The following is a 20,778-nucleotide window of genomic DNA, read 5'->3' as shown; positions in this document are numbered from 1 at the left end:
AAAAGTTAATGATGGTTCAAGTTAGAAATCAGCGGGGCGTCATTTGTCGGCATTTTGTAATTTGCATAGGTGCCAGAAACGAGACAATGGTCAAACCAAAACAAAGAAATGTTGTTATAAACGCTTTAAGTCAAGCTATATGCTATGGAACCTAGAAACTCTACGCCCAACCAATGCAACCAATGGCTCAAGATGAGTTAGGGATTGAGGATGGACTCTTATTAAAGTTTTTTCATCGCATCCGCTATCACCGGAGCAACGCTCACAGTGCTTACAGCTTTATCCAGCGTATCAGTCGCAATTATCCCTTTCACTCCTGCCTGGAATAGCTTCAGGACAGCGTTATTTGAGAGAACAGGATGCACGCAGGCTGCAAATACCCAGTGTGCTCCCTGGTTTCGCAGGAGATATATCGTTTCTGCCATCGTGCCGCCTGTTGAGATAATATCGTCGATGATTATCACATCCCGGCCATTCACCTCAAGGTTCTTGGGCTGTATGGTTACAGTATCTCCGCTGAGTCGGGTTTTCTCAAGATAGTCATAATCCAGACCGAGGTCCCTTGATGCATTGCGGGCAAGGTGTATGGCACCGTCGTCAGGTGCAATTATTATCGGGTCGCTGAGTATCAGGTTTTTTATATACTTGCCGATGGCAGGGGTCGCGTCAAGGTCTTTTGCATTTGCATCAAAATAGTCAAGGATATCCGTATCATGGATATTGATGGTATAGACATTGTCCGCTTTGATCGCCCTTGCGACCGCATGGGCGCTTATCGGCTCACCGCTCTTGAACCGCTTATCCTGGCGCGCATATCCCATGTACGGGATGACCACGTTGATCTTTGCCGCTTCGCTGCATGCCTCTATCATCAGCAGAAGTAAAACAAAATCCGAGTCTGTCGGTGTGCTCTGGATTATTGTAACCTCCTCGCCAGCGAACTCATCCAGGATGCGAGTGTACAGCTCCCCGTCGGGGAATTTCTTAAAATCGCTTACCAGCAGATTACATTTCAGTAATTCCGAGACTCTTCCTGCAAGCAACTGTGAAGCATGACCGCCGATAATTTTCAATGCAATACCTCATGCCTGTAATAGATGGCAGGAATATAAAGAATTTTGTTTTGGTCTAAGGACTGGCTTGCAGCATCTCCGGATATATCCTTTAGCTGCCGATTAATATAAGATTTTATTTTGTTTATAATGTAATGTATTATCGTTATATTTATGTACTGCTTCATCTATTTTGAATAGCCGCAGATTTAGTTAAATTTATAACTTACCTGCGTCTTTAACCGCTAAAAACTAACGGTTATGAAGTCAAATACATAAATTTATATTAACGCGGATTAATGAATCGCATAAGTGACCCATGGAGAACAAAATATGACTCTATTTATCGAAATTAAAGACCTTCGTGTTGGCTTTGATGGAGTTGATGTTCTAAAGAATATAAACCTCGAAGTTAAAGAAGGGGAAATCCTCGGAATTCTGGGAAAAAGCAGCGCAGGAAAATCCATTCTTATGCATGTGTTAAGAGGAGTGGAAGCTTTTGATGATGTTACTGGCAGTGTGATATACCATCTCTCGCGATGCAGCAATTGTGGATTTATCGACCGCCCAAGCAAGGTCGGGCTGGCATGTCCGAGATGTAATTCTCATTTTGAGAAGCTTGAGGCGGATTTTGCAAAACTGCCCATCCATGACCCGCTCAGGAAGGATATAACAAGAAGGATCGCTATCATGCTCCAGAGGACTTTCGCCCTGTACGGTGATGAAAGAGTTATTGTAAACGTCATGAATGCCCTCCAGGAGATCGATGAGCTTGGCCCGAACGCAATAAACGTAGCTGCTGACCTTCTTGACCAGGTCAATCTTTCAAACAGGATGATGCACATAGCAAGAGAACTCTCAGGCGGGGAAAAACAGCGCGTTGTTCTCGCAAGGCAGCTTGTGAAAAATCCCATACTTCTGCTGGCCGATGAGCCCACAGGTACTCTTGACCCAAAGACCGCAGATATTGTCCATGAAACTATTCTGAACGCAACAAAGGACTTTAAGATGTCTCTTATCATTACCTCACACTGGCCCAAAGTCATTGAGGAGCTTTCGCACCGCGCACTGTGGCTGGAGGAAGGGAAGATTTTAAAGATCGGCGATCCGCACGAAGTTGCCGCTGAGTTCATGAAAGAAGTGGGCGAGATAGGCGACCAGGAGAAAGTAGATATCGGGAAGCCCATTATCCGGGCACGCGACCTGAAAATGACATACTTCTCCCTTGACAGGGGTATAGTCAGGGCTGTCAATGATATTAGTTTCGATGTGAATGAAAGCGAGATATTCGGTCTGATCGGTGTGAGCGGAGCCGGTAAAACAACATCATCCAAAATAATCTCCGGGTTATTGCGACCCACCTCAGGCTCTATCGAGATCAGGATAGGGGATGAGTGGGTCGATATGACACAGCCCGGCCCTGACAAAAAAGGCAGAGCCACTAAATACATCGGCATACTCCACCAGGAATACAGCCTTTATCCCCACAGGACAGTAATCGATAACCTGACAGAGTCCATAGGTCTTGATTTACCCTATGAGCTCGGTGAGAGGAAAGCGATCCAGACCCTGATGACTGCCGGTTTCACGGAAAAAAAGGCAAAAGAGATACTCACCAAGATGCCTGATGAGTTGAGCGAGGGAGAACGGCACAGGGTCGCGATGGCGCAGGTACTCATGAAAGAGCCGAGAATACTTGTTTTCGATGAGCCGACAGGGACAATGGACCCGGTAACAAAGATAGAGGTTTCAAAATCCATCCTCCATGCACGAAAAGAACTGGGCGAGACGTTCGTCATAGTATCGCACGATATGGATTTTGTTGCGCAGGTATGCGACAGGGCTGCACTGATGCGCCTTGGCAAGATAGTGGATATCGGTGAAACCGATGCTGTTTTATCAAAACTTTCCGAGAAAGAGCGTGAGGAAGCCCTGGAAGGGATCGTTAAAGAATTAAAATGAAAATAGAAGTTAACGGGCAAAAATTAGAAGTGAACGATGGCTCACGCCTGAGAGATGCCATAGAACTTACAAAAGCATTTTACATCCCCGGCACAACCGCAGGGATTTTAAAGGCAAGTACGAAAAAGGAGGAAGCTACCTCCGAGTATAAGGTCCTCACCACAAAAGGCGAATTCAGGATCGAGCTTTCAGGTGAATCGACGATATGGAGCAGGTTCAATGCCGCTCTCTCGAACATAAAAGCACACTGGGAGACGGGTAATTCCGTTGCGTTCGGGCCCTTTGAGACTGATATCGTTCCTGAACGGGCTGAAAAAAAGTACAACCGTTATGATGTCTTTTTCGGGACAGGCGGATACGATGCGAAGAACTCGTACCTGCTGCTTGCAAAAGATAAACATATTTCAGATTACGGAAGCCCGCAGGGTGCTGTTGTTGCAAAGGTCATAAGCGGTAAGAACGTTATAGCGCAGATGCGGCAGGGCGATACATTACTGAAGATCGAACCTGTCATAAAGTGGGAGACGCTCCTTGATAAGGTCTCCACAGCCGACCTTGATACGAAACTTGAAGACGGGATGAAGATTTTTACGTTTTTCAGGGTCGACCTTGTGAACGAAGCACCTGAAGGCGCAGAGCATTTCCTGGCGCTTGTCAGGAGAAAATTGTTCAATGTCGATACGTTCTCAAATTCATTCATATCCGATGATACGCTTAAAGGGGAAGGATGCCCGTATGAACACTGGGATGCCAGGTCAGAAGGCTCGGTTGTGGTCAGGACGGAAGGGCTTGGCAATGGACGGGTATATATTTACAAAGAAGACAGGACATCAAGCGCCATACACAGTGTAGTAGGGCATGTTTCAAGCGGGCTTGAGCTTGTCAGGATAGCAGATGGCGGAAGTAAACTTGCGGTATTATGCAATCCCGATCGGGTCATGATACTGGGAATGAACTTTGCAGATGCTGAGAAAATGCTGAATGCCCGCGGATTGAAACTTGAAAAAAGAGGATACACTGGCGATGATGCTATCATAGTCGAGCAGGACCCGGATACCACTATCGGCATCATAAAAGAAGGGATGGTCACGGCACTTGGCGTAAAATCCGACAAAATAATTGACGTCAGGTTATATTACGAGCTTGCGCCCAAAACGCTGGATTTCTTCACTCATTCCCTGCGCCTGAAAGACAGACCGCTGGGACCACTGCCAGTTTTTTACACATATGAGAACACGTTCCTTTTCAGGTCTGAAAAAGAAGCGGAGGCTTATAAGGAAATAACCCCCGAAAATGTCCCGAAGGCGAAGATCAAAGCAGGGGAAATCGGCGTTACAAACCAGGCTGCAAAGCGATACGGCATGATAGGCGTTAAACTTACGGATGACGAAAAGTACGGCCCTACAGGTGAGAAATTCGAATGTACGAATATAATAGGGGCAGTGATCGACCCGCAGCGGCTTAAAGGGATAAAAGCGGGGGAAATAGTTTACATAAGAGAGGTTTCATAATGGACACCATAACAAAAATGGTAGTTATTAATTCACAGAAAGTGCTTCCGAGCGACGTCGTTATAAAACTTTACGAATCAAATGCGGATGTAATGATAAAAGAGACCTGTTTTGGCATTATTGTATCCGGGGAACGCCCTGTGGTCGAGCAGCTTTTGGGCAATATCCGTAAGATGGACCCATACGGCATATTCATTAAAGAACGCGGACTTGCGCCGGGTGAGCCTTACAGGTGCAGGGCGACACGCCGGGGCGGGGCAAGACCGGGGTTCCATACTCTTGAGACTGAAGACAGGATACTGCCGTATATCGCTTCCGCGCTGAAAGCACTGGATAAGGGTGAAGTTCCTGAACAAAAACAAAGAAAGAAAAAACTTGATATTGAAAAGCTTAAACAAATAATAAAAGAAGCAGAGGAATAAACAATGAAGATCTTTATTTATCCGACTAACAGTCTTATCCTTTCAGACCTGGTTGAGCGCTTTGGTCATGAGCCCCTTGCAATAATGTCGGAGATCGGGAAAAGGGTCAGGTCGCAGGGACTGGATTCACCGCCCCTTAACATCACACCTGAAGAGCCGAAGCTCGGTCTTAAATACGCAGCGGTTGAAGTGCCGTCTGGCGTCAGGGGCAGGATGGCACTGTTTGACCCGCTGATATCAAAAGCTGATGCCGCTATCATTGTCCGGGACCCGGTGACATCGTTCGGATGCATGGGATGCGCAAGGACGAACGAGCTTGTGAACTTCCTGATACGGGCAAAGAAAATACCGCTGCTTGAACTGGAATATCCTTCATCCGAGGAAGACGCGAAGGAGTTCGTGTTCAAGATATCGGAATTCCTGAAATCCCTTAAAAAAGAGGAGGAAAAATGACCGCATCTGAAAATCTTGTGAGGATCGCCCAGCTCTCATGCGGCGCTGAGTACAGCGGGATACAGAAAGAGATCGATTCTGCCGTGAAGCAGGTAAATGCGGTGATGATCTTCCCTGAAGTTGATATATCGGATATCGATGCTATCGAGGAAGAGTTCGGGCTTAAAGTAGCAAGCCCTGACCTGAAACTCATGATGGCACGCGCCAAGTCCATAGTCACGGGCAAGGTGCATGTGGATGCGGTGTTCGTTGCAACGTGCTTCCGGTGCGCCGAGGCAGCGATCGTCAGGAGCGAGGTACGCCGGTATATCAATGAGAAACCGGCATTCCCGTCATAAGTTATTCTTTCACGGAAAGAACGACCGCTGGAACCCTTCTTACAAGGATGGAGGCTCTCACCACCACAGCGCGGCGAAAGAGCCTGCTTGCAAGAGAAATGCAAAGCGGTCTAACGGCTGGCATAGACTCAGGCTCAACGACCACGAAAGCAGTGATCATGAGAGACAATAAGATAATTGGCAAAGGCTGGGTCCCCACAATAAAGGTGCTTGAGAGCGCAGAGGAAGCTTATAACAATGCACTGAAAGAGGCTGGTGTCGATCGCGAGGAAATCCAGGCTCTCGGCACGACGGGTTACGGCAGGTTCCTGGTAGGTGAGCATTTCAAGGCAAACCTTGTGCAGGAAGAAATTACCGTCAACTCAAAAGGTGCTGTTTACCTGGCAGATAAACAAAAAGGTACAGCCACGGTTCTTGATATCGGTGGCATGGATAACAAGGCTATATCGGTCATCGACGGCATCCCGGGCATGTTCACGATGGGCGGCATATGCGCCGGCGCATCCGGCAGGTTCCTTGAAATGACGGCGAAGAGGCTGGGAGTAGACATCACGAAGCTTGGCGCCCTTGCATTGAACGGGAATTATAAGAATGTTGTTATGAACAGCTACTGCATCGTTTTCGGCATCCAGTCCTTAGTAAACTCGCTGGCTGCAGGAAGTAAACCTGAGGACGTAGCTGCGGCAGCCTGCCACAGCGTCGCAGAGCAGTTGTTCGAGCAGCAGCTCCAGGAAATCGATGTAAAAGAACCTGTGATAATGTGCGGGGGGACATCTCTTATCGAAGGACTGCCAAAAGCGGTTGAAGAATTACTTAAAGTAAGGGTCCTTGTTCCGAACGATGCGCAGTATATAGGAGCAGTAGGGGCGGCTTTGCTGGTATCGGGATTTATTTCCAGATAGAGGATTAAGAGGGTCAGATGGAACAACTTGAGACTTTCAACGTGGAATCGCCCGATGCTGTTGGGGCAAAGACCACCAAAATCCTGATACAGGACGTACTGGCTGACCTTTCCCTGAACCGTGTGATAGGGAGGTTGAAGGTTTTTGTTGACCCTGTTGAGCCGGTTTTTATATTCACGGCGCTTCTCCGTCTGGGGACTCCGGCTATACGGCTCAAGGATTTCGCCAAGATAGAGATGGGTTCCCTTGGAAAGGATGAGATAAAGATAGAGTTGCAGCGGGAAGCGTTCACTGTAAAACTTTTAAATAAGCTCTGGGAAAAATACGGGAAGGAGAGTTTAGAGCAGCCCGACAAGAAAATAATCATTGTGAAAGTCGATCCTGTCAAGGAAATAGATGAACTCAGAGAGCTTGTGATCGAAGAGCCGCAGCAGGAAGTGCTTGACAGGCTGATAGATGCAATAGCGCTGAGAATCATACCTGAGGGCTTCAGGGTAAGAAAACATGAATTATCAACGTCGTATGTTCTCTTCGTGGCTTCGGAGGATACGCTTAAACCAGAGTGGATAGCGAGAGCTAAGGATATGCTGGAATCAATGAGGAGTGAAAAAGATGCTTGAGCCTGTGATGTACGAGGGCGGCGTGTATAAACACAACCAGATAGTTGAGCTTGTGGAAGACCTCGGCGGGTATATTCTCCAGAAGAACGTGATGCAGACAGGGGTTGTGCTGCTGATGCTCGTACCGATAAACGACATGGCTATCGTGGAAGCTAAAGCAAAAGACCTCCTCGGCACCATCATGCGCGCGCCCCTTACTGGAACCGAGATAGCGACGGTCGCGCCCACGCTTGCATATCACCACCTGCCCCACCTTGACTGCGATGTGGCCGAGTTCCTGCGAAAGAAAGGCGCAAAGACCAACATGGTAGGACTGGCGCGGGGAGTAGGAAAGAGGATATGCCAGCTCAGCGCTTACGAGCGCGACCTCATCAACGAGCATGACCTGGCGGTGTTCATCCTGGGTAATTACGAGCACTGCATTATCGAAAAATCAAAGCGGCTCTATGAAGGCATAGAAGTCCCGATTATCGTGACCGGCGCGCCTGAACTGAAGGTTGAGGATGTCCCCAATGCCACCGCCTATGTGGGGAGCTTCGGAAGGATACTGCACCACATGCGCCATTCTGAGGAGCTGCGGACGCTTGATAAGCTTGCGGATGTGATAGGCAACGTGCTGGATAATGTGCGAAAGGAGCTTGCAAAAGACCCGCCCGCAGTTGCGCCGCCGCGCATCAAGAAAGAGATAGAAGACCAGGTGCAGGAGATCATCGACAGCCTCCATCCCCTGCCCGTCACTTTGCAGATGAACGGCGCGAGGGTCAAACTGCCTTATGATGAATACCACGAGCAGATAGAGAACATCCGGTTCGTGGAAGGCGTGACCATGAAAGAGGTGGCGCGGGTGCTGCCTTCGAAGATGAGGAACTTTATTTTGATAAGGGCGCTGCCGAAAAGTGAGACGGGGTTTGTGATTTAGATTCAGACCTGGTACACTTCATCCCGTCATCTCAAATTCCTCAAACCTCTCTTTCTTTGCCCTGCAAACCGGGCAAAGGTCGGGCGGCTCATCCCTTGCGCAGAGATAACCGCACACCGTACACCTGTAAACCTGAGCCATTTCTTTACCTCCTGCTCCTTTCTGTTCCATTATGCTCGGATAACCTTTCTCATAATATTCCTGCGGGCGCCGCTCCGGTATCGGGTCGTGCTTTCTCGTCTCCCAGTCATCGCTTACATACAGCACGCACAAGCAGCAGCCGTATTCCTCCACGTCAGCATCGCGGTAGTTGCATGGGCAGATGAAGTCCATGTCCTTTGCCAGCTCGCCGCTCGCAATCCTGCACGGGCACGATGGGTAGCCGTACCTGTGCTCGTTGTCCCACAGCCCCTGGAGTATATCGTCCAGTTCCTCCCTGTCAGGGTTGAACCGGTAGCCCTCCTCGTCCGCGATCTTCTTCATCCCGGCGAACATTTCTTCAACGGTTGTCATAACCCCAGAGCTTCTCTCAGCTTATCCTCATAGAACCCCACGATCACCTTGTCGCCGATCACTATGGTCGGGAATCTTAATCCTCCGGCCAATTTCAATAATTCCTGTTCGACTTTATCTTGCTCTTCACCGTCTAATTTATCCACATCCACATAATCGTATTCAATCCCGTTCTTCTTCAAAAACCTCTTTGTTGCCTTGCAATGCATGCATGTGCTCAGCGTATAGAGTTTTGGCTTGATGTTCTTCTTCATGGTCCGTGCATCTCCCTGTGTTCCTCCGTAACAGCATGATGTTCAACAGGCGGCTCGATCTCGCACACCTCAGGCGCGCCCTTCTCCTTATAGTTCAGGTTCCATTTCTTGCAAACCCACATCTGGAGCTTCTTTATATCCTCCTCGCCTATGTGCCTGAACCTTCCCTGCATCATCAGGTAATCCTTTACTCTTTTCATTTTCCCAGGCTTATAGGTTATTCTTTTTTCCCCGTTCTCCACCTCGTAGAGAGTCCACATACCGCTCTCGACCGCAAGCTTCGTAACTTCCACGGTCCTGGCAGGGTCCATCTTCCAGCCCGGGATACATGGCGTGAACATATGAAGAAAACGGAAGCCCTTAATGCTTTTCGCCTTCTCTACTTTCCTTATGAAATCAAGAGGATGCCCGATAGACAGCGTGGCATAATACGGTATCTCATGCGCCACTACAATATCACCGAGGTTCTTCTTAAAACGCCGGTTCCCCTGTATTTTCGTACCCACAGGTGTAGTCGTGGTCCATGCCCCGAACGGTGTTCCGCCGCTTCGCTGTATGCCTGTGTTCATATATGCCTCGTTGTCAAGGCAGATATAAAGCACATCATCGTTACGTTCAGCAGCACCCGACATGCTCTGCAAACCAATGTCATACGTGCCGCCGTCCCCGGCGAATCCTGCCGCAGTGACCTCTTTCCCTTTCTTCTCAAAAGCCGCTTTCATTCCAGTCAGACAGGCGCCTGTGTTCTCAAAGGCTGTGTGGAAGAACGGCACTTTCCAGGCTCCATAAGGGAAAGTGGTGCCGAACACAACGCCGCAGCTTGCCGGGACATAAACGGCAGTATCTTTTCCAAGTACGCGTATTGCATTGCGGATAGACATAGCCACGCCGCAGCCGGGACATGCTGTATGCCCTGCCGTGAACAGGTTATCATCCGGCAGGTCTTTTATTCTGATCATACCGTCTCGCCCCGCGTATTATGCCAGTTAATCATATTCACCTTCTCACCCTTTGCAGCTTTAAGCGTTATCTCGAACATTTTAATTATCTGCTCTTTTGTCACGTCCCTCCCCCCGATGCCTGCAAGATGATTGATAACAGGTAAAGTGCTCCCGTAGAGCGCTGAGCGCACTTCATTAAATACCGGTCCTCCGCCGTGATATGATATCGAGCGATCAAAAACTCCGACAGCACTCACGCCTGATAATGCTTTCCGCAGCTCCTCCGATGGAAACGGTCTGAAGAAACGAAGTTTAACAAGACCGACTTTTTCCCCGGCTTTCCGCATGTCATCAACGACCTCGCGCGAAGTGCTTGTAACCGTGCCCATTGTGATCAATGCAACCTCAGCATCTTCCATCTGATACGTGTCGATCAAACCGCCGTAGTTCCTTCCAAAGCGCCTGGCGAACTCATCGTTTATTTCCCTTATGACCTTTTTTGCAGACTCTACAGCAAGTGCGGTCTGCCTGCGCAGTTCCATTATGTACTCTGCAGGCATGAACGTCCCTATCATCGCAGGTCGTGCAGGGTCAAGAGTTATATCAGGCGAATAAGGCGGCAGGAATGAATCCACATCTTCTTGCTGTATAATCTCTACGGGCTCGACCGTGTGCGTGAGCACAAAGCCGTCAAGGCACGGCATTACAGGCAGCAGGACACGCTTATCCTCCGCAATCCTGTAAGACTGGATTACCATATCCAGCGCTTCCTGGTTGTCTTCCACATATAGCTGAAGCCACCCTGAATCCCGCGCTCCCATTGAATCGTTATACTCGCACCAGATGCCAGGTGGACTGGCAAGCGTTCTGCTGGCATTCGCCATCACGACAGGAAGGCGCAAAGGCGCAGTTGAATAAAGCATCTCATGCATGAACGCAAGTCCCTGTGAGGATGTTGCGGTAAACACTCTTGCGCCCGCCGCCGATGCTGCTGCGGCTGCGCTCATAACGCTGTGCTCTGACTCCATAGTAAGGAATTTTGTATCCATCTCTCCGTCGTTCACGAAATCAGCAATATGTTCAATAATAAGTGTTTGCGGCGTTATCGGGTATGCTGGCACTACTTCAACTCTGCACAGCCTTGCCCCAATCGCGACAGCATGGTCGCCGGTTATTACTTTTTTCATACCCTCGCTCTCACCATCTTTATTGCATCTACCGGGCATTCATTGGCGCATATACCGCAGCCTTTGCAATAATCATAATTCGTCATCAGGTCTCCCCTGTCCGAAATGCGCACGATGGTCCCCTCGGGGCAGTAGAACCAGCATAACAGGCACATGGTGCATTTCTCCCTGTCACGCACGGGCCGGAATGTCGCCCATCCCATGACCTTGTTCTCAATAAAACTCCCGGGCCCTATCAATCCTGCTTCGGTTTTGCCTTCAACCAGCGCACCGCCGGTTGGGAGTTCCTGATACGCGGGAAGCCACTGTTTCTTCGGTTCAAGCTTTTTTATCCCTTTGCTTCTACCAATAACAGTTTTTTCATAAGCGGTCCGGGCGGCAAGGGCATTCTTTTCACCCACAATTTTACCGAGTTTTTCACCGAACCTTCGTCTGATGGCATCCTCAAGAGATTCGATCTTAACAACTCCTGCGGCTTTTGCGAATGCGCCCAGGATAGTGGTGTTGGTTATCGGGGCTTTCAATATCTCAAGCGCTACAGAGGTCGCATTTATCGCACCTGTTCTTATCTCCTCACCGAGGTCAATGTCCTCTGGCTTATCCTTCGAGTTTATGACAACAGTACCTTCGGGCTTCAAGCCTGCTACCACGTCGATGGTATCCAGGAGCGAATCATCAAGAACGACAACGCAGTCGGGAGCATACACCTGAGTCTTGCTGTATATTTTTTTAGGGTCTATCCTCGTAAAAGCCAGAACCGGCGCGCCGCGTCTTTCAGCGCCAAAAAAAGGAAAGGCTACTGCATAATTCCCTTCAATTACGGCAGCCTCAGCAAGCGTCTGGGCAGCCATGACGGCACCCTGCCCTCCCCTGCCGTGGAACCGCACCTCGAACATGTCCTTTATTCGCACGCACCGGGCATCAGGATATTACCACACTCGCTGCATACGAACCTTGGCAGCCCCTTCTTCAAAATCTTTACAGGTGCAGGATATCCTCCCTGCCATATAGGGAGGTCGATGCGGTGGGCGTGCTGCATGCACAGTCCTTTGCCGCACATTATACACAAGGCGACAGCCTCTTCAGTTGACTCTTTCTCAGCGCATTCGTAACATCTCAGCATAGAAATCACCAGTTCTCCTTAAGAGCCTCATGGCATGGCTGGCAGAGTATTCGTCTCATGTTCTCAATATCCTTCTCAAGCCGTACCGGGTAATCACCCTTCCACACCGGGGTTGGTTCATAGATGGAGTGCTCCATGCACACTCCCATGCCGCAAACTATGCATGCTGCGACGGCATCAACATCTTTTCCCATTTTCGCACACAGGTAGCATTTCAAGTTACTCACTCTCCGCAGGTTCTTCACTTGCCATTAGTCCTTCATTTATCAACAGGTCGCTCCTGACGGCATGCGTATCTTCAAGCTTCTGGCCAAGTATATTGCGTATCTCCTTGACCAGGTTATTCAGGCTGCCCCGGGAGCATGTCTCTCCCCTTGTTATACCGCTGACTATAGCCACTACGGCACCTTCTGTTTCAGGGTTCTTCGGTTTCACGAATTTTGTCTTTATACCGGCTTTCGCAAAATCCTCAAAATCAATGGGATATTCGCATGCGATGACGGCAGGTATATCGACATACTTCAGGATCTTCTTGGTTTTCGATACTATATGGGAGTTGACATTACCCATATGTATCAGCACGAGCTTGTGCCTTGCTATCTGTTCTATCTCTTTTGCTGTGAGACCGAACTTGGGTCCGTAGCCTCTTGAGGATGTAGAACTTCCGACTTCATCCATCGGGATGCCTGCCCCTGCCTCAAGCACAAGGACACTTACCTGGATCCCTTCTCTGCGGAGCCCGTAGGTTATCTCGCATACAGGCTTGGTGATATGCCGCCTGCCCGGGGTCATCGCGATAGCAACAACGTCCGGTCTTGCGGCTTCCGACAGGGTACCGCGCTGGGCTATACCGCCGCCGCGCCCGAGCCCCATCGCTTCTCTGCAATCAACTAACTGTGTTTCTCTTCCGAACATTTTTATTTTTTAACTCCAAGTATAGTTTCCCACGTATTTGCGTGGTCTTCTTCTTCTTTTAGAATTTCTTCAAGCATAAGCCTTGTTGTAGGATCCCCCTCTTCGGCAGCCAGTTTGATGTGCTCCTTGTATTGCTTGATTGCTGCGTTCTCTTTTGCAAGATCGTCCTGAACCATTTTCCTTATGTCGCCGCCCTCTGCTATAGGGGACATATTCTTCGTCGGGGTCCCTCCAAGGTAATTGATGCGTTCACCCAGCGTCTCAGCGTGCTTCATCTCTGCCATAGCGATATCTTTTTCTATATCAAGAATCTCCGGGCTTTCCATTCCTTCCCCCTCATAGTGGTGCTTCATGTACTGTATGATTGCACTCAATTCGTCTTCACGGTCTTTGTTCAATGCATCTATTATTTTCTGGTTCATAACTTCCTCCCGTTTAATTAAACTCCATACACCCAATGAACACAAAAGTATTTTAACTTATTTAATTTACCGGGGTCTTCTTCCAGGTACGCAGCCGTGACCGCTGCCGCCACCCTCTTCACCTTGCATTAGCTTAAGTGCCTTTCTGCACGCAGCCACACCGGGTGCTCCCGATGTGATAAAAATGACATTCATTGTTTCTATTATCTCTTCTTTCGTGGCTCCGTGGTTAAGCGCGCTCCTCATCTGGGATTCGCAGCAGGGCTCGCATCTCTGTGCCGCCATGACCGCAAGCGACATGAGCACTTTAACCTTCGCAGGTAGAGCCCCGTCCTGCTGTATATTATCATCGCATTTTTTGTAGTGTTCAAACAATTCCGGGTTCATCTCACCCATCATGTTCATGATCTCAGGGGTGAACCCCATTTTGTCATCTATGCTTTCTATTATTTTTTTGGGTTCCATTATAAACACCTTATCAATGATTGGTCATTGTGGATTTAACCTTTTCCCGCAATTTCAAGAGAGCCTCTTTTATCCCTTCTTTATGGTTGCGCTCGCCGTACATCGACCAGGTAAAAACCCTGAAAGCACTCTCATTCCCCTCGGAAATCGCGACTTTCGCAGCCTCTTCCTTTTCTTTTTCTGTTTTTATCTCATCTTCAAGCATAATCTCAAGGTTTGAGGCGGTATCCTTTATCTTGCCAAGAAGCATTGCAAACTCGGCTGCATGCCAGGCTTCGTCCATGGCGATATCTCTCAGGTAGTTTGCAATTTCAGTATGCCCCTCTTCCTCAGCTTTTCGCGACATTGCAAAATATAAGGCAATCTCGTTGGACTCAGATTCCAGGGTCTCTTCCATTATCTGTACTGTCTGCATTTTACCACCCATTACGTACCGGTTTTCCTCATTCAGTCGTTTGCGAGTTTTTCCGGCGGCATGCCTAACCAAGAGATTCAACTCTTTCGTACGTTCCATCATTTTTAACCACTCCTTAAAGCAGAATTGTACCTGATGTGTAATAAACGATGCGGTTGGAAGAACCAAAAAATATGCGCTTTAATCCATTCTTTTTTGCGACTGTTTTTAAAAAGGATGAAACAATAAAGCTCACTCAAGTTCCCTTATGAACTCGGTCAGTCTCTCACATGTGACCTTTCTCTTGGCTTCGCTGCATTTTTTGACCCTGTCCAGGAGCGTGCACATCTGATCACGCGAAAGGTCATAACCCATTTTCTGGACTACGCCTTTTAACGCCTTGCTGCCCGTATGCTTGCCTATGATTATTTCCCGCTTGCAACCCACCATTTCGGGAGCATATAGTTCGTACGTCATGGGGTTCTCAAGAACGGCTGCCACATGTATGCCGGACTCATGCGCGAAGGCATTGCAGCCAACGATAGGCTTTATCCGCGGTATCGGTATTCCCGAGTATTGTTCCACCATCTTTGAAAGCTCGGAAAGCTGGCTGACATCATATCGCTCGATGCCGTACTGCACGCGAAGGCTCACAAGCAACTCTTCAAGCGAGGCGTTCCCGCATCTTTCCCCGATGCCGTTCACTGTGGTATGGAGCTGGAAAGCCCCGGCCTCTGCCCCGCTGACAGTATTTGCGACAGCCATGCCAAGGTCGTTGTGGCAGTGGATGCACACTTTTGTTTTAACTGTATTCTTGATCTCGCTGACAAGATAGTGCGCCGTGCTCGGGTTGAGTATCCCCACGGTGTCTGCAATGCTGACATAATCAGCGCCATGTTCTTCAGCAGCCCTGAAGATGGACTTCAGGACATTGACATCGGTGCGCGTGGCGTCCTCAGCCGCGAACCTGACCGTAAGACCGTGGTCTTTTGCGTAATCAAGCACATCCAGGGCACAGGATTCAGCTTCTTCAAACGTCTTGTGGTACTTGTATTTAAGGTGCAGGTCGGACGTTGCGATAAAGACGCTCACGAAATCCACGTCGCAGCGTAGAGCAACGTCTATGTCCTTTGCCACCGAACGCGCAAGGCAGCATACCCTGGCATCAAGCCCGAGATGCGCTATTTCCCTGACTATGTCTTCCTCTGTCTTTGAAACGACGGGAAAACCGGCTTCGATCACCTCTATCCCTATGCTGTCAAGTTTTTCTGCTATCGCTATCTTTTCTTCCCTTGTGAAGACCACGCCGGGTGTCTGTTCACCGTCCCTTAATGTGACATCGCATATCTCAATGTCCTTCGGTTTCGGATTGATGTACTGCATGAGGGTGTTTCTTGAGTAGTCGTCCATAGCTATCAGAGGCTGTTAACCATGTTCGGTATCGTTATAAATATAACCCATGATTAATCATGTTTGTTGAGTAGCTACTACTACACCTTCCAACTTAAAAAGCTTATTCAAATGAACCCGCTCCCAGTCTGCTCACAAAAACGCTTTGTAACCCCCAATGTGAAATGTATCTCAACTATGCTTAATACTGTGTCAATGGAAATTAACATAGTGCACAAATTTCTTTGACTCATGTCAGGAGGTGTACACTACCATGGTTGCAAAGGCGAAAAGTTCAAAAAAGAACGGAAAGTCAAAAAAATCAAAGAAGTAATTTGGTTCTGCTTATTTTGTTCATCTTTTTTTATTTTTCTCAAGGCGAGGAGAGCAAGTTTGTTTTTCGGCATTATGCTGGTTTTTTAGATAATTAAATCCGTTAAAATTCTTCAAATTTTTATAAAACAGCCACACAAACAGCAAAATATTCAATGGGTTGTACAACAAATATTTAAAAGGAAAGAGTGGTACATTAAGAAGAGAATTACTCTACTTAAAAGGTTGGTCTTGAAAACAGTATATACATGCCTCGTACATCGTACGGGGTATACCGTGACTGAGAACTATAAAGGTCTGTGCATCCATTATAAATATTCTGATTCACAGAATAACAATCGTGGTGCCAAAAACGGGGCACGAATAAAACCACAAAGAATAAAAATAGAAATAAAGGGTATGGATAAAATGGAGCATATTCGTAGTTCCATATGCATCAATTTCATTTTCTCTCTCATCAAAAAGATTATCAGTTATGAAAAAAATCCAAGAGATGAATCAGAAATCTATGTCAAACCAGATGATGTTGATGGGGAATTTTTTATTTGCATAAAGTGTCTGACTTTATCTCCAAAAATAGGCAAACTTGAACCTGAATTTGTAAAGGTGATTGCATGGAAAATATATTCTGGGATTACTGCTATGCGACTCGTTCCTGTAAAGTTTTAGGATTTACTAAATTGTCTCAGGTAAGCTTTGGCAACCACATGAGGTGGTTACCAATTCATAGGTTCACCGCTTAAACTTAACTGTTTTTTATGCTTGCAGTAAAAGGCGGTTACCAAAGCTTACTCAAAACCATTGGTAACCACCAAGTTTATATAAAGAACGTTAAAATAAAAAACGGAATGGTGGCACGGATAGAGGACAGTTTGATTCTATGTACTCAGCTTCTTCCGTGCCTGCATCGCACACGATCTGATAGGTTTTCTCTCATCCTTCGTTTTTCTGGGGAAAATGCAACTGAAAACATTTGTTGCATGGCGCAGTAAAAAGCGTTGCTAGAATATACTTTACGGCGATGTAGTAATAAGAGATTGAGGTTAAGCATGATTTCGGATTTATTGTATGCCAATAGGACACCTTTAGTGGATGAAAACGCAGCGATAGGAAAATATATGTATATTAGATTAAGAAATCATAGGATGGAATAATATCATGGAGTGATTTCATGGCTATAATTAGAGTTGGGGAATTGATATCTGGAAGGTTAATTTATATCGACTCCGAAGATAACGTTATAAAAGCAGCAATTCTCATGAGGGAAAATGATATATCCTCTCTTCTGGTGAAACATAAAGGTGACTTCGTTAGTATTGTAACCGAAAAGGATATAATCAACAAAGTTGTGGCGGAGGAACTCTATCCAGGAGACGTTAAAGTTAGTGAAATCATGAGCAAAGACCTGTTTACCGTCTCAAAAAATGAAAGCATAGAAGAAGCTGCAAAGTTAATGAGAAAAAAGGGTGTCAGAAGACTTGTAGTCCTTGAAGATGAGAGAATTGTTGGCATAATAACAGAAACCGACATTGCAAAGCATCTTAAGGCAATAGTTGGAGGAGCACCTTAAATTCACCTGGAGTGGAATTAACGGAATTGAAAAAAACTTTAGTGCTACGACTGTGGTGATTGAATATAATCAAGAATTGTTTCATATCTGATAGCCTCCACATAGGGCGCATTTAAGAGTCTCTGCCTCATTCCATCTCTCAGTCGCTCCATCGCGCTACACTTAAAGCCCCTGTATTAACTCATGCGCCCGCATGAGAGAACGATATTTAAGGATGGTTAGGATACAAAATAACAAAAATCGATAGTGTTAATACTCCATAATGGCGAAGGTATTGATAGATACTAACCATCTATTGATCCGAGGATTGTATATGGGCAGAATTAATAATATCATCCAAATGCACATTGATGAACTTATAGAGCAAAAGCTTGCTCTTTTAACAGAGCGGGTGGAAAAAATTGAAAAAACCGTCCTGGAACTGAAATCTGAGCTCTCAGAAATACGCAAAGAACCTCCCGGGAAGAACGAAAAAGGTAAAGCAGGATTGCTTTCGGATTAACTTCCCCTTGTATCCGATAACCGGAGAACTCTAATATAAACCCATTTCAGACTGTTTAAGTTCACTTCTATTTTTCTCAAGGAACTTATAAACCAGACCGTGAGCAGCCCCTTTAAGGAGCATGTCGATACCCTTTCTTGCCACCGCGTTCTGTTCAGGATATCCGATCAGCGATACGGTTTTTCCATACACGGAAATATTCGTATTGGTCAGGTTCTCAAAAAGATCCCGTGTCTTGCCATCACTGCCAATGATCCTTCCCTTGATGCGCTCGAGGTCTTTTTCTTCCCTGGCGATATTTGATAGGTCTATTGTTTCGAACATGAGATCTTCGTTATCAAACAGCTTCAGGGCTTTCTCAGGACTGAAACCCCGGGCTATAGCATGGACAACCTCTCGTGCGCGCACTCCCTTCAGTGTGTCTCTGGAATCCTGTATCTCTACATTCCCGCTATCGCTATCGATATTGAGCGTGGTAGTTGATTTTTCCTCGATCAGTTCCTTGGTACTCCCTTTCGGACCTACCAGGACCGCTATCCTCTCTAGCGGAACTTTAATGTACTCTGTCATTTTCCTCCTCTTTCTCTATATGATTGAACTAACCTCATCACAATTTATAAGGATGTTTAATCTCCGCCCCCTATTCCTAAATTAGCCTGCAGTCCTATAAAATTTGGCTTTTTGAGTCTCAAGATTTGCCATATCCAATTAGTTTATATAATTTAGTCTGATAACCAAAATTTATAAATGCTATTAATGCTAACATATTACATGGAGAGTAAACCGGGTGATCATTATCTAAACCTGCGTGGTAATCTCGTAAGTTTAGAATGATATAGAAACACCAAACACAGGTAAAACTGTGTACGGAATAACTATGGACTTGGTTCCCGCCCGGGCTCGAATCCCTTTTGAGCATCCAGAGCTTTGCGATTTTCATGCTTCTGCACGAAGTTGAAGACCAATCGAAATAGAGGTTATTTATGACAGGACAATTAGCAGGACAGCCAATCTTTATTCTAAGAGAAGGCGGTCAAAGAACAAAAGGAAGAGAAGCGCAGCATAACAATATCATGGCTGCCAGGGCTGTAGCCGCAGCGGTCAGGACAACCCTGGGACCGAAGGGTATGGATAAAATGCTCGTGGACGCTCTGGGAGATATCGTAATCACGAATGATGGTGCGACTATTCTCCAGGCAATGGATATCGAGCATCCGGCAGCTAAGATGATCGTGGAAGTCGCAAAGACCCAGGATGATGAGGTCGGAGATGGCACAACAACGGCAGCAGTGCTTGCAGGTGAATTCCTGAAGAATGCTGAAGAACTCTTAGAGCAGGGTGTGCATCCCACAGTCATCGCCAGTGGATACAGGCTTGCATCGGCAAAAGCAAAAGAAATCCTTAAAACCCTTGCAAAACCAGTGACCCTGGAAGATAAGGATTTATTATTGAAAATCGCTGTCACAGCGAATACCGGAAAAGGAGCTGAAGCGTCCAAGGATGTTTTCGCCAACCTTGCGGTAAATGCCATATTAGCGGTGGTTGATAAAGAGAATAGCAAATATACAGCAGATATTGAAGATATTAAAGTTGAGAAGAAAGTGGGCGGCAGTGTAGAAGCATCAGAGCTGATCGAAGGCATGGTAATCGATAAGGAAAGAGTCCATACCAACATGCCAAAGAAGGTCCATGATGCCAGAATACTTCTGCTCAACGAAGCCCTCGAGATCAAAAAGACAGAAGTGAAAGCCGAGATCTCAATAAAATCACCCGATCAGCTCCAGTTATTCCTTGACCAGGAGGAACAGATGTTGCATGACATGGTCAGCAAAGTGATCGATAGCGGCGCAAATGTGATCTTTGTTGAGAAGGGAATAGATGACATTGCACAGCATTATCTTGCAAAAGCAGGCATATACGCAGCAAGGCGCGTAAAGAAAAGCGACATGGAAAAACTGGCACGCGCAACCGGCGCAAAGATACTGACAGGTCTAAAGGAAATCAGCGAATCTGATCTTGGAAAAGCGGATCTTGTAGAAGAGAAAAAGATCGGTGAGGAGGCAATGACATATGTTACTGGATGCCACAACCCCAAGGCAGTCTCCATTATCCTTCGTGGAGGAACCGAGCACGTTGTGGATGAAGCCGAGCGTGCTCTTCATGACGCATTGCGTGTTGTTGGAGTTGCAATCGAGGATGAGACACTTGTAGCTGGAGGCGGTTCGCCAGAGGTTGAACTGGCGCTGCGCCTGCGAGAATACTCAGCCACATTAATAGGTAGGGAACAGCTGGCCGTCGCAAAATTTGCCGAAGCTCTTGAAATCATCCCCAGAACCCTGGCGGAAAATGCAGGTCTTGATCCCATTGATATCCTTGTGGAGATGCGAAGTCAGCATGAGAAGGGCAAGAATACCGCAGGTCTTAATGTGTTCACAGGAAAAGTTGTTGACATGTGGAAAGAAGGCGTGGTTGAGCCTCTTAGAGTAAAGACACAGGCTATCGATTCTGCCACAGAAGCAGCCACCATGATCCTGAGGATAGATGATGTGCTTTCAAGCAAATCCGCGCCTGCAGGAGGCATGCCACCCGGA

23 protein-coding genes and 2 pseudogenes are annotated in these 20,778 nt (G+C 47.1%); 11 read left to right on the top strand and 14 right to left on the bottom strand.

The genetic code is table 11. The features are described 5' to 3' along the window. Positions 1–221: 221 nt before the first annotated feature. On the bottom strand, positions 222–1,073 hold the full coding sequence (locus tag MNV_RS08470; protein ID WP_096205202.1) for a ribose-phosphate diphosphokinase: 852 nt from the start codon (positions 1,071–1,073) through the stop codon (positions 222–224). Between the two features lie 312 nt (positions 1,074–1,385). On the opposite strand from MNV_RS08470, the gene atwA reads away from it, so the two are divergent. From atwA to MNV_RS08435, 7 genes and pseudogenes are all read left to right on the top strand, one after another. Further along, on the top strand, positions 1,386–3,014 hold the full coding sequence (atwA, locus tag MNV_RS08465; RefSeq protein ID WP_096205201.1) for a methyl coenzyme M reductase system, component A2: 1,629 nt from the start codon (positions 1,386–1,388) through the stop codon (positions 3,012–3,014). Further along, positions 3,011–4,525 (top strand): methyl-coenzyme M reductase-associated protein Mmp3, encoded by a 1,515-nt coding sequence (gene mmp3, locus MNV_RS08460; protein WP_096205199.1) that lies wholly within the window; start codon positions 3,011–3,013, stop codon positions 4,523–4,525. The genes atwA and mmp3 overlap by 4 nt, the downstream gene beginning before the upstream one ends. Further along, positions 4,525–4,947: a methanogenesis marker 6 protein gene (locus MNV_RS08455; protein WP_096205198.1), complete on the top strand. Its 423-nt coding sequence runs from the start codon at positions 4,525–4,527 to the stop codon at positions 4,945–4,947. Before mmp3 ends, MNV_RS08455 begins: the two co-directional genes overlap by 1 nt. A 3-nt stretch (positions 4,948–4,950) precedes the next feature. Then, positions 4,951–5,400: a methanogenesis marker 5 protein gene (locus MNV_RS08450; protein WP_096205197.1), complete on the top strand. Its 450-nt coding sequence runs from the start codon at positions 4,951–4,953 to the stop codon at positions 5,398–5,400. Then, positions 5,397–6,640 (top strand): annotated as a pseudogene (locus MNV_RS08445) (methanogenesis marker 15 protein). Before MNV_RS08450 ends, MNV_RS08445 begins: the two are co-directional and overlap by 4 nt. A 17-nt stretch (positions 6,641–6,657) precedes the next feature. After that, a complete protein-coding gene (locus MNV_RS08440) occupies positions 6,658–7,260 on the top strand; it encodes a methanogenesis marker 17 protein (protein ID WP_096205195.1) in 603 nt (200 codons plus the stop codon). After that, on the top strand, positions 7,253–8,179 hold the full coding sequence (locus tag MNV_RS08435) for a methanogenesis marker 7 protein (RefSeq protein WP_096205194.1): 927 nt from the start codon (positions 7,253–7,255) through the stop codon (positions 8,177–8,179). The genes MNV_RS08440 and MNV_RS08435 overlap by 8 nt, the downstream gene beginning before the upstream one ends. An 18-nt stretch (positions 8,180–8,197) precedes the next feature. On the opposite strand, the gene MNV_RS08430 is transcribed toward MNV_RS08435, so the two are convergent. The 12 genes and pseudogenes from MNV_RS08430 to MNV_RS08375 form a co-directional block, all read right to left on the bottom strand. Beyond that, complete coding sequence (locus MNV_RS08430; protein WP_096205192.1) at positions 8,198–8,692, bottom strand: ferredoxin-thioredoxin reductase catalytic domain-containing protein; 495 nt, start codon at positions 8,690–8,692, stop codon at positions 8,198–8,200. Further along, on the bottom strand, positions 8,689–8,946 hold the full coding sequence (locus tag MNV_RS08425; protein WP_096205190.1) for a glutaredoxin family protein: 258 nt from the start codon (positions 8,944–8,946) through the stop codon (positions 8,689–8,691). The genes MNV_RS08430 and MNV_RS08425 overlap by 4 nt, the downstream gene beginning before the upstream one ends. After that, complete coding sequence (locus MNV_RS08420) at positions 8,943–9,905, bottom strand: thiamine pyrophosphate-dependent enzyme (protein ID WP_096205189.1); 963 nt, start codon at positions 9,903–9,905, stop codon at positions 8,943–8,945. Before MNV_RS08420 ends, MNV_RS08425 begins: the two co-directional genes overlap by 4 nt. Then, a complete protein-coding gene (porA, locus tag MNV_RS08415; protein WP_096205187.1) occupies positions 9,902–11,074 on the bottom strand; it encodes a pyruvate ferredoxin oxidoreductase in 1,173 nt (390 codons plus the stop codon). Before porA ends, MNV_RS08420 begins: the two co-directional genes overlap by 4 nt. Further along, positions 11,071–11,985 carry a pyruvate ferredoxin oxidoreductase subunit gamma gene (locus tag MNV_RS20670; protein ID WP_179293878.1) on the bottom strand — a complete coding sequence of 305 codons (915 nt, stop codon included), beginning with the start codon at positions 11,983–11,985 and terminating at the stop codon, positions 11,071–11,073. Before MNV_RS20670 ends, porA begins: the two co-directional genes overlap by 4 nt. Continuing rightward, positions 11,976–12,197 carry a DUF2180 family protein gene (locus MNV_RS08405; protein ID WP_096205184.1) on the bottom strand — a complete coding sequence of 74 codons (222 nt, stop codon included), beginning with the start codon at positions 12,195–12,197 and terminating at the stop codon, positions 11,976–11,978. The genes MNV_RS20670 and MNV_RS08405 overlap by 10 nt, the downstream gene beginning before the upstream one ends. A gap of 5 nt (positions 12,198–12,202) precedes the next feature. Continuing rightward, on the bottom strand, positions 12,203–12,424 hold the full coding sequence (locus tag MNV_RS08400) for a DUF2180 family protein (RefSeq protein WP_394336533.1): 222 nt from the start codon (positions 12,422–12,424) through the stop codon (positions 12,203–12,205). 55 nt (positions 12,425–12,479) lie between these two features. Continuing rightward, positions 12,480–13,112 (bottom strand): annotated as a pseudogene (mcrC, locus tag MNV_RS08395) (methyl-coenzyme M reductase I operon protein C); the annotation flags it as partial. 2 nt (positions 13,113–13,114) lie between these two features. Then, complete coding sequence (locus MNV_RS08390; RefSeq protein ID WP_096205178.1) at positions 13,115–13,534, bottom strand: ferritin-like domain-containing protein; 420 nt, start codon at positions 13,532–13,534, stop codon at positions 13,115–13,117. A 66-nt stretch (positions 13,535–13,600) separates the two neighbouring features. Then, a complete protein-coding gene (locus MNV_RS08385) occupies positions 13,601–13,999 on the bottom strand; it encodes a carboxymuconolactone decarboxylase family protein (protein ID WP_306453632.1) in 399 nt (132 codons plus the stop codon). Between the two features lie 13 nt (positions 14,000–14,012). Continuing rightward, on the bottom strand, positions 14,013–14,414 hold the full coding sequence (locus MNV_RS08380) for a ferritin family protein (protein WP_096205204.1): 402 nt from the start codon (positions 14,412–14,414) through the stop codon (positions 14,013–14,015). A 231-nt stretch (positions 14,415–14,645) separates the two neighbouring features. Next, positions 14,646–15,812 (bottom strand): homocitrate synthase family protein, encoded by a 1,167-nt coding sequence (locus tag MNV_RS08375; protein WP_096205176.1) that lies wholly within the window; start codon positions 15,810–15,812, stop codon positions 14,646–14,648. A 579-nt stretch (positions 15,813–16,391) separates the two neighbouring features. Between MNV_RS08375 and MNV_RS08370 the strand changes: the two genes are divergently transcribed. From MNV_RS08370 to MNV_RS19525, 3 genes are all read left to right on the top strand, one after another. After that, positions 16,392–16,784 (top strand): hypothetical protein, encoded by a 393-nt coding sequence (locus MNV_RS08370; RefSeq protein ID WP_096205175.1) that lies wholly within the window; start codon positions 16,392–16,394, stop codon positions 16,782–16,784. Between the two features lie 502 nt (positions 16,785–17,286). Then, complete coding sequence (locus MNV_RS08365) at positions 17,287–17,685, top strand: CBS domain-containing protein (protein WP_096205173.1); 399 nt, start codon at positions 17,287–17,289, stop codon at positions 17,683–17,685. A gap of 313 nt (positions 17,686–17,998) precedes the next feature. Beyond that, positions 17,999–18,187, top strand: coding sequence for a hypothetical protein (locus MNV_RS19525; RefSeq protein WP_096205172.1), 189 nt, complete (start codon positions 17,999–18,001; stop codon positions 18,185–18,187). Positions 18,188–18,217: 30 nt separating this feature from the next. Here MNV_RS19525 and MNV_RS08355 read toward each other — a convergent pair whose 3' ends face one another. Continuing rightward, positions 18,218–18,757 carry a KH domain-containing protein gene (locus MNV_RS08355; protein ID WP_096205170.1) on the bottom strand — a complete coding sequence of 180 codons (540 nt, stop codon included), beginning with the start codon at positions 18,755–18,757 and terminating at the stop codon, positions 18,218–18,220. Between the two features lie 413 nt (positions 18,758–19,170). On the opposite strand from MNV_RS08355, the gene thsB reads away from it, so the two are divergent. Beyond that, a partial coding sequence (gene thsB, locus MNV_RS08350) for a thermosome subunit beta (RefSeq protein WP_143311703.1) occupies positions 19,171–20,778 on the top strand: 1,608 nt, incomplete at its 3' end.

The organism is Candidatus Methanoperedens nitratireducens (assembly GCF_900196725.1).
Classification (GTDB): Archaea; Halobacteriota; Methanosarcinia; order Methanosarcinales; family Methanoperedenaceae; genus Methanoperedens; species Methanoperedens nitroreducens_A.
Note: the sequence above shows the minus strand (reverse complement) of the source record. Positions and strands in the feature narration are given on the sequence as shown.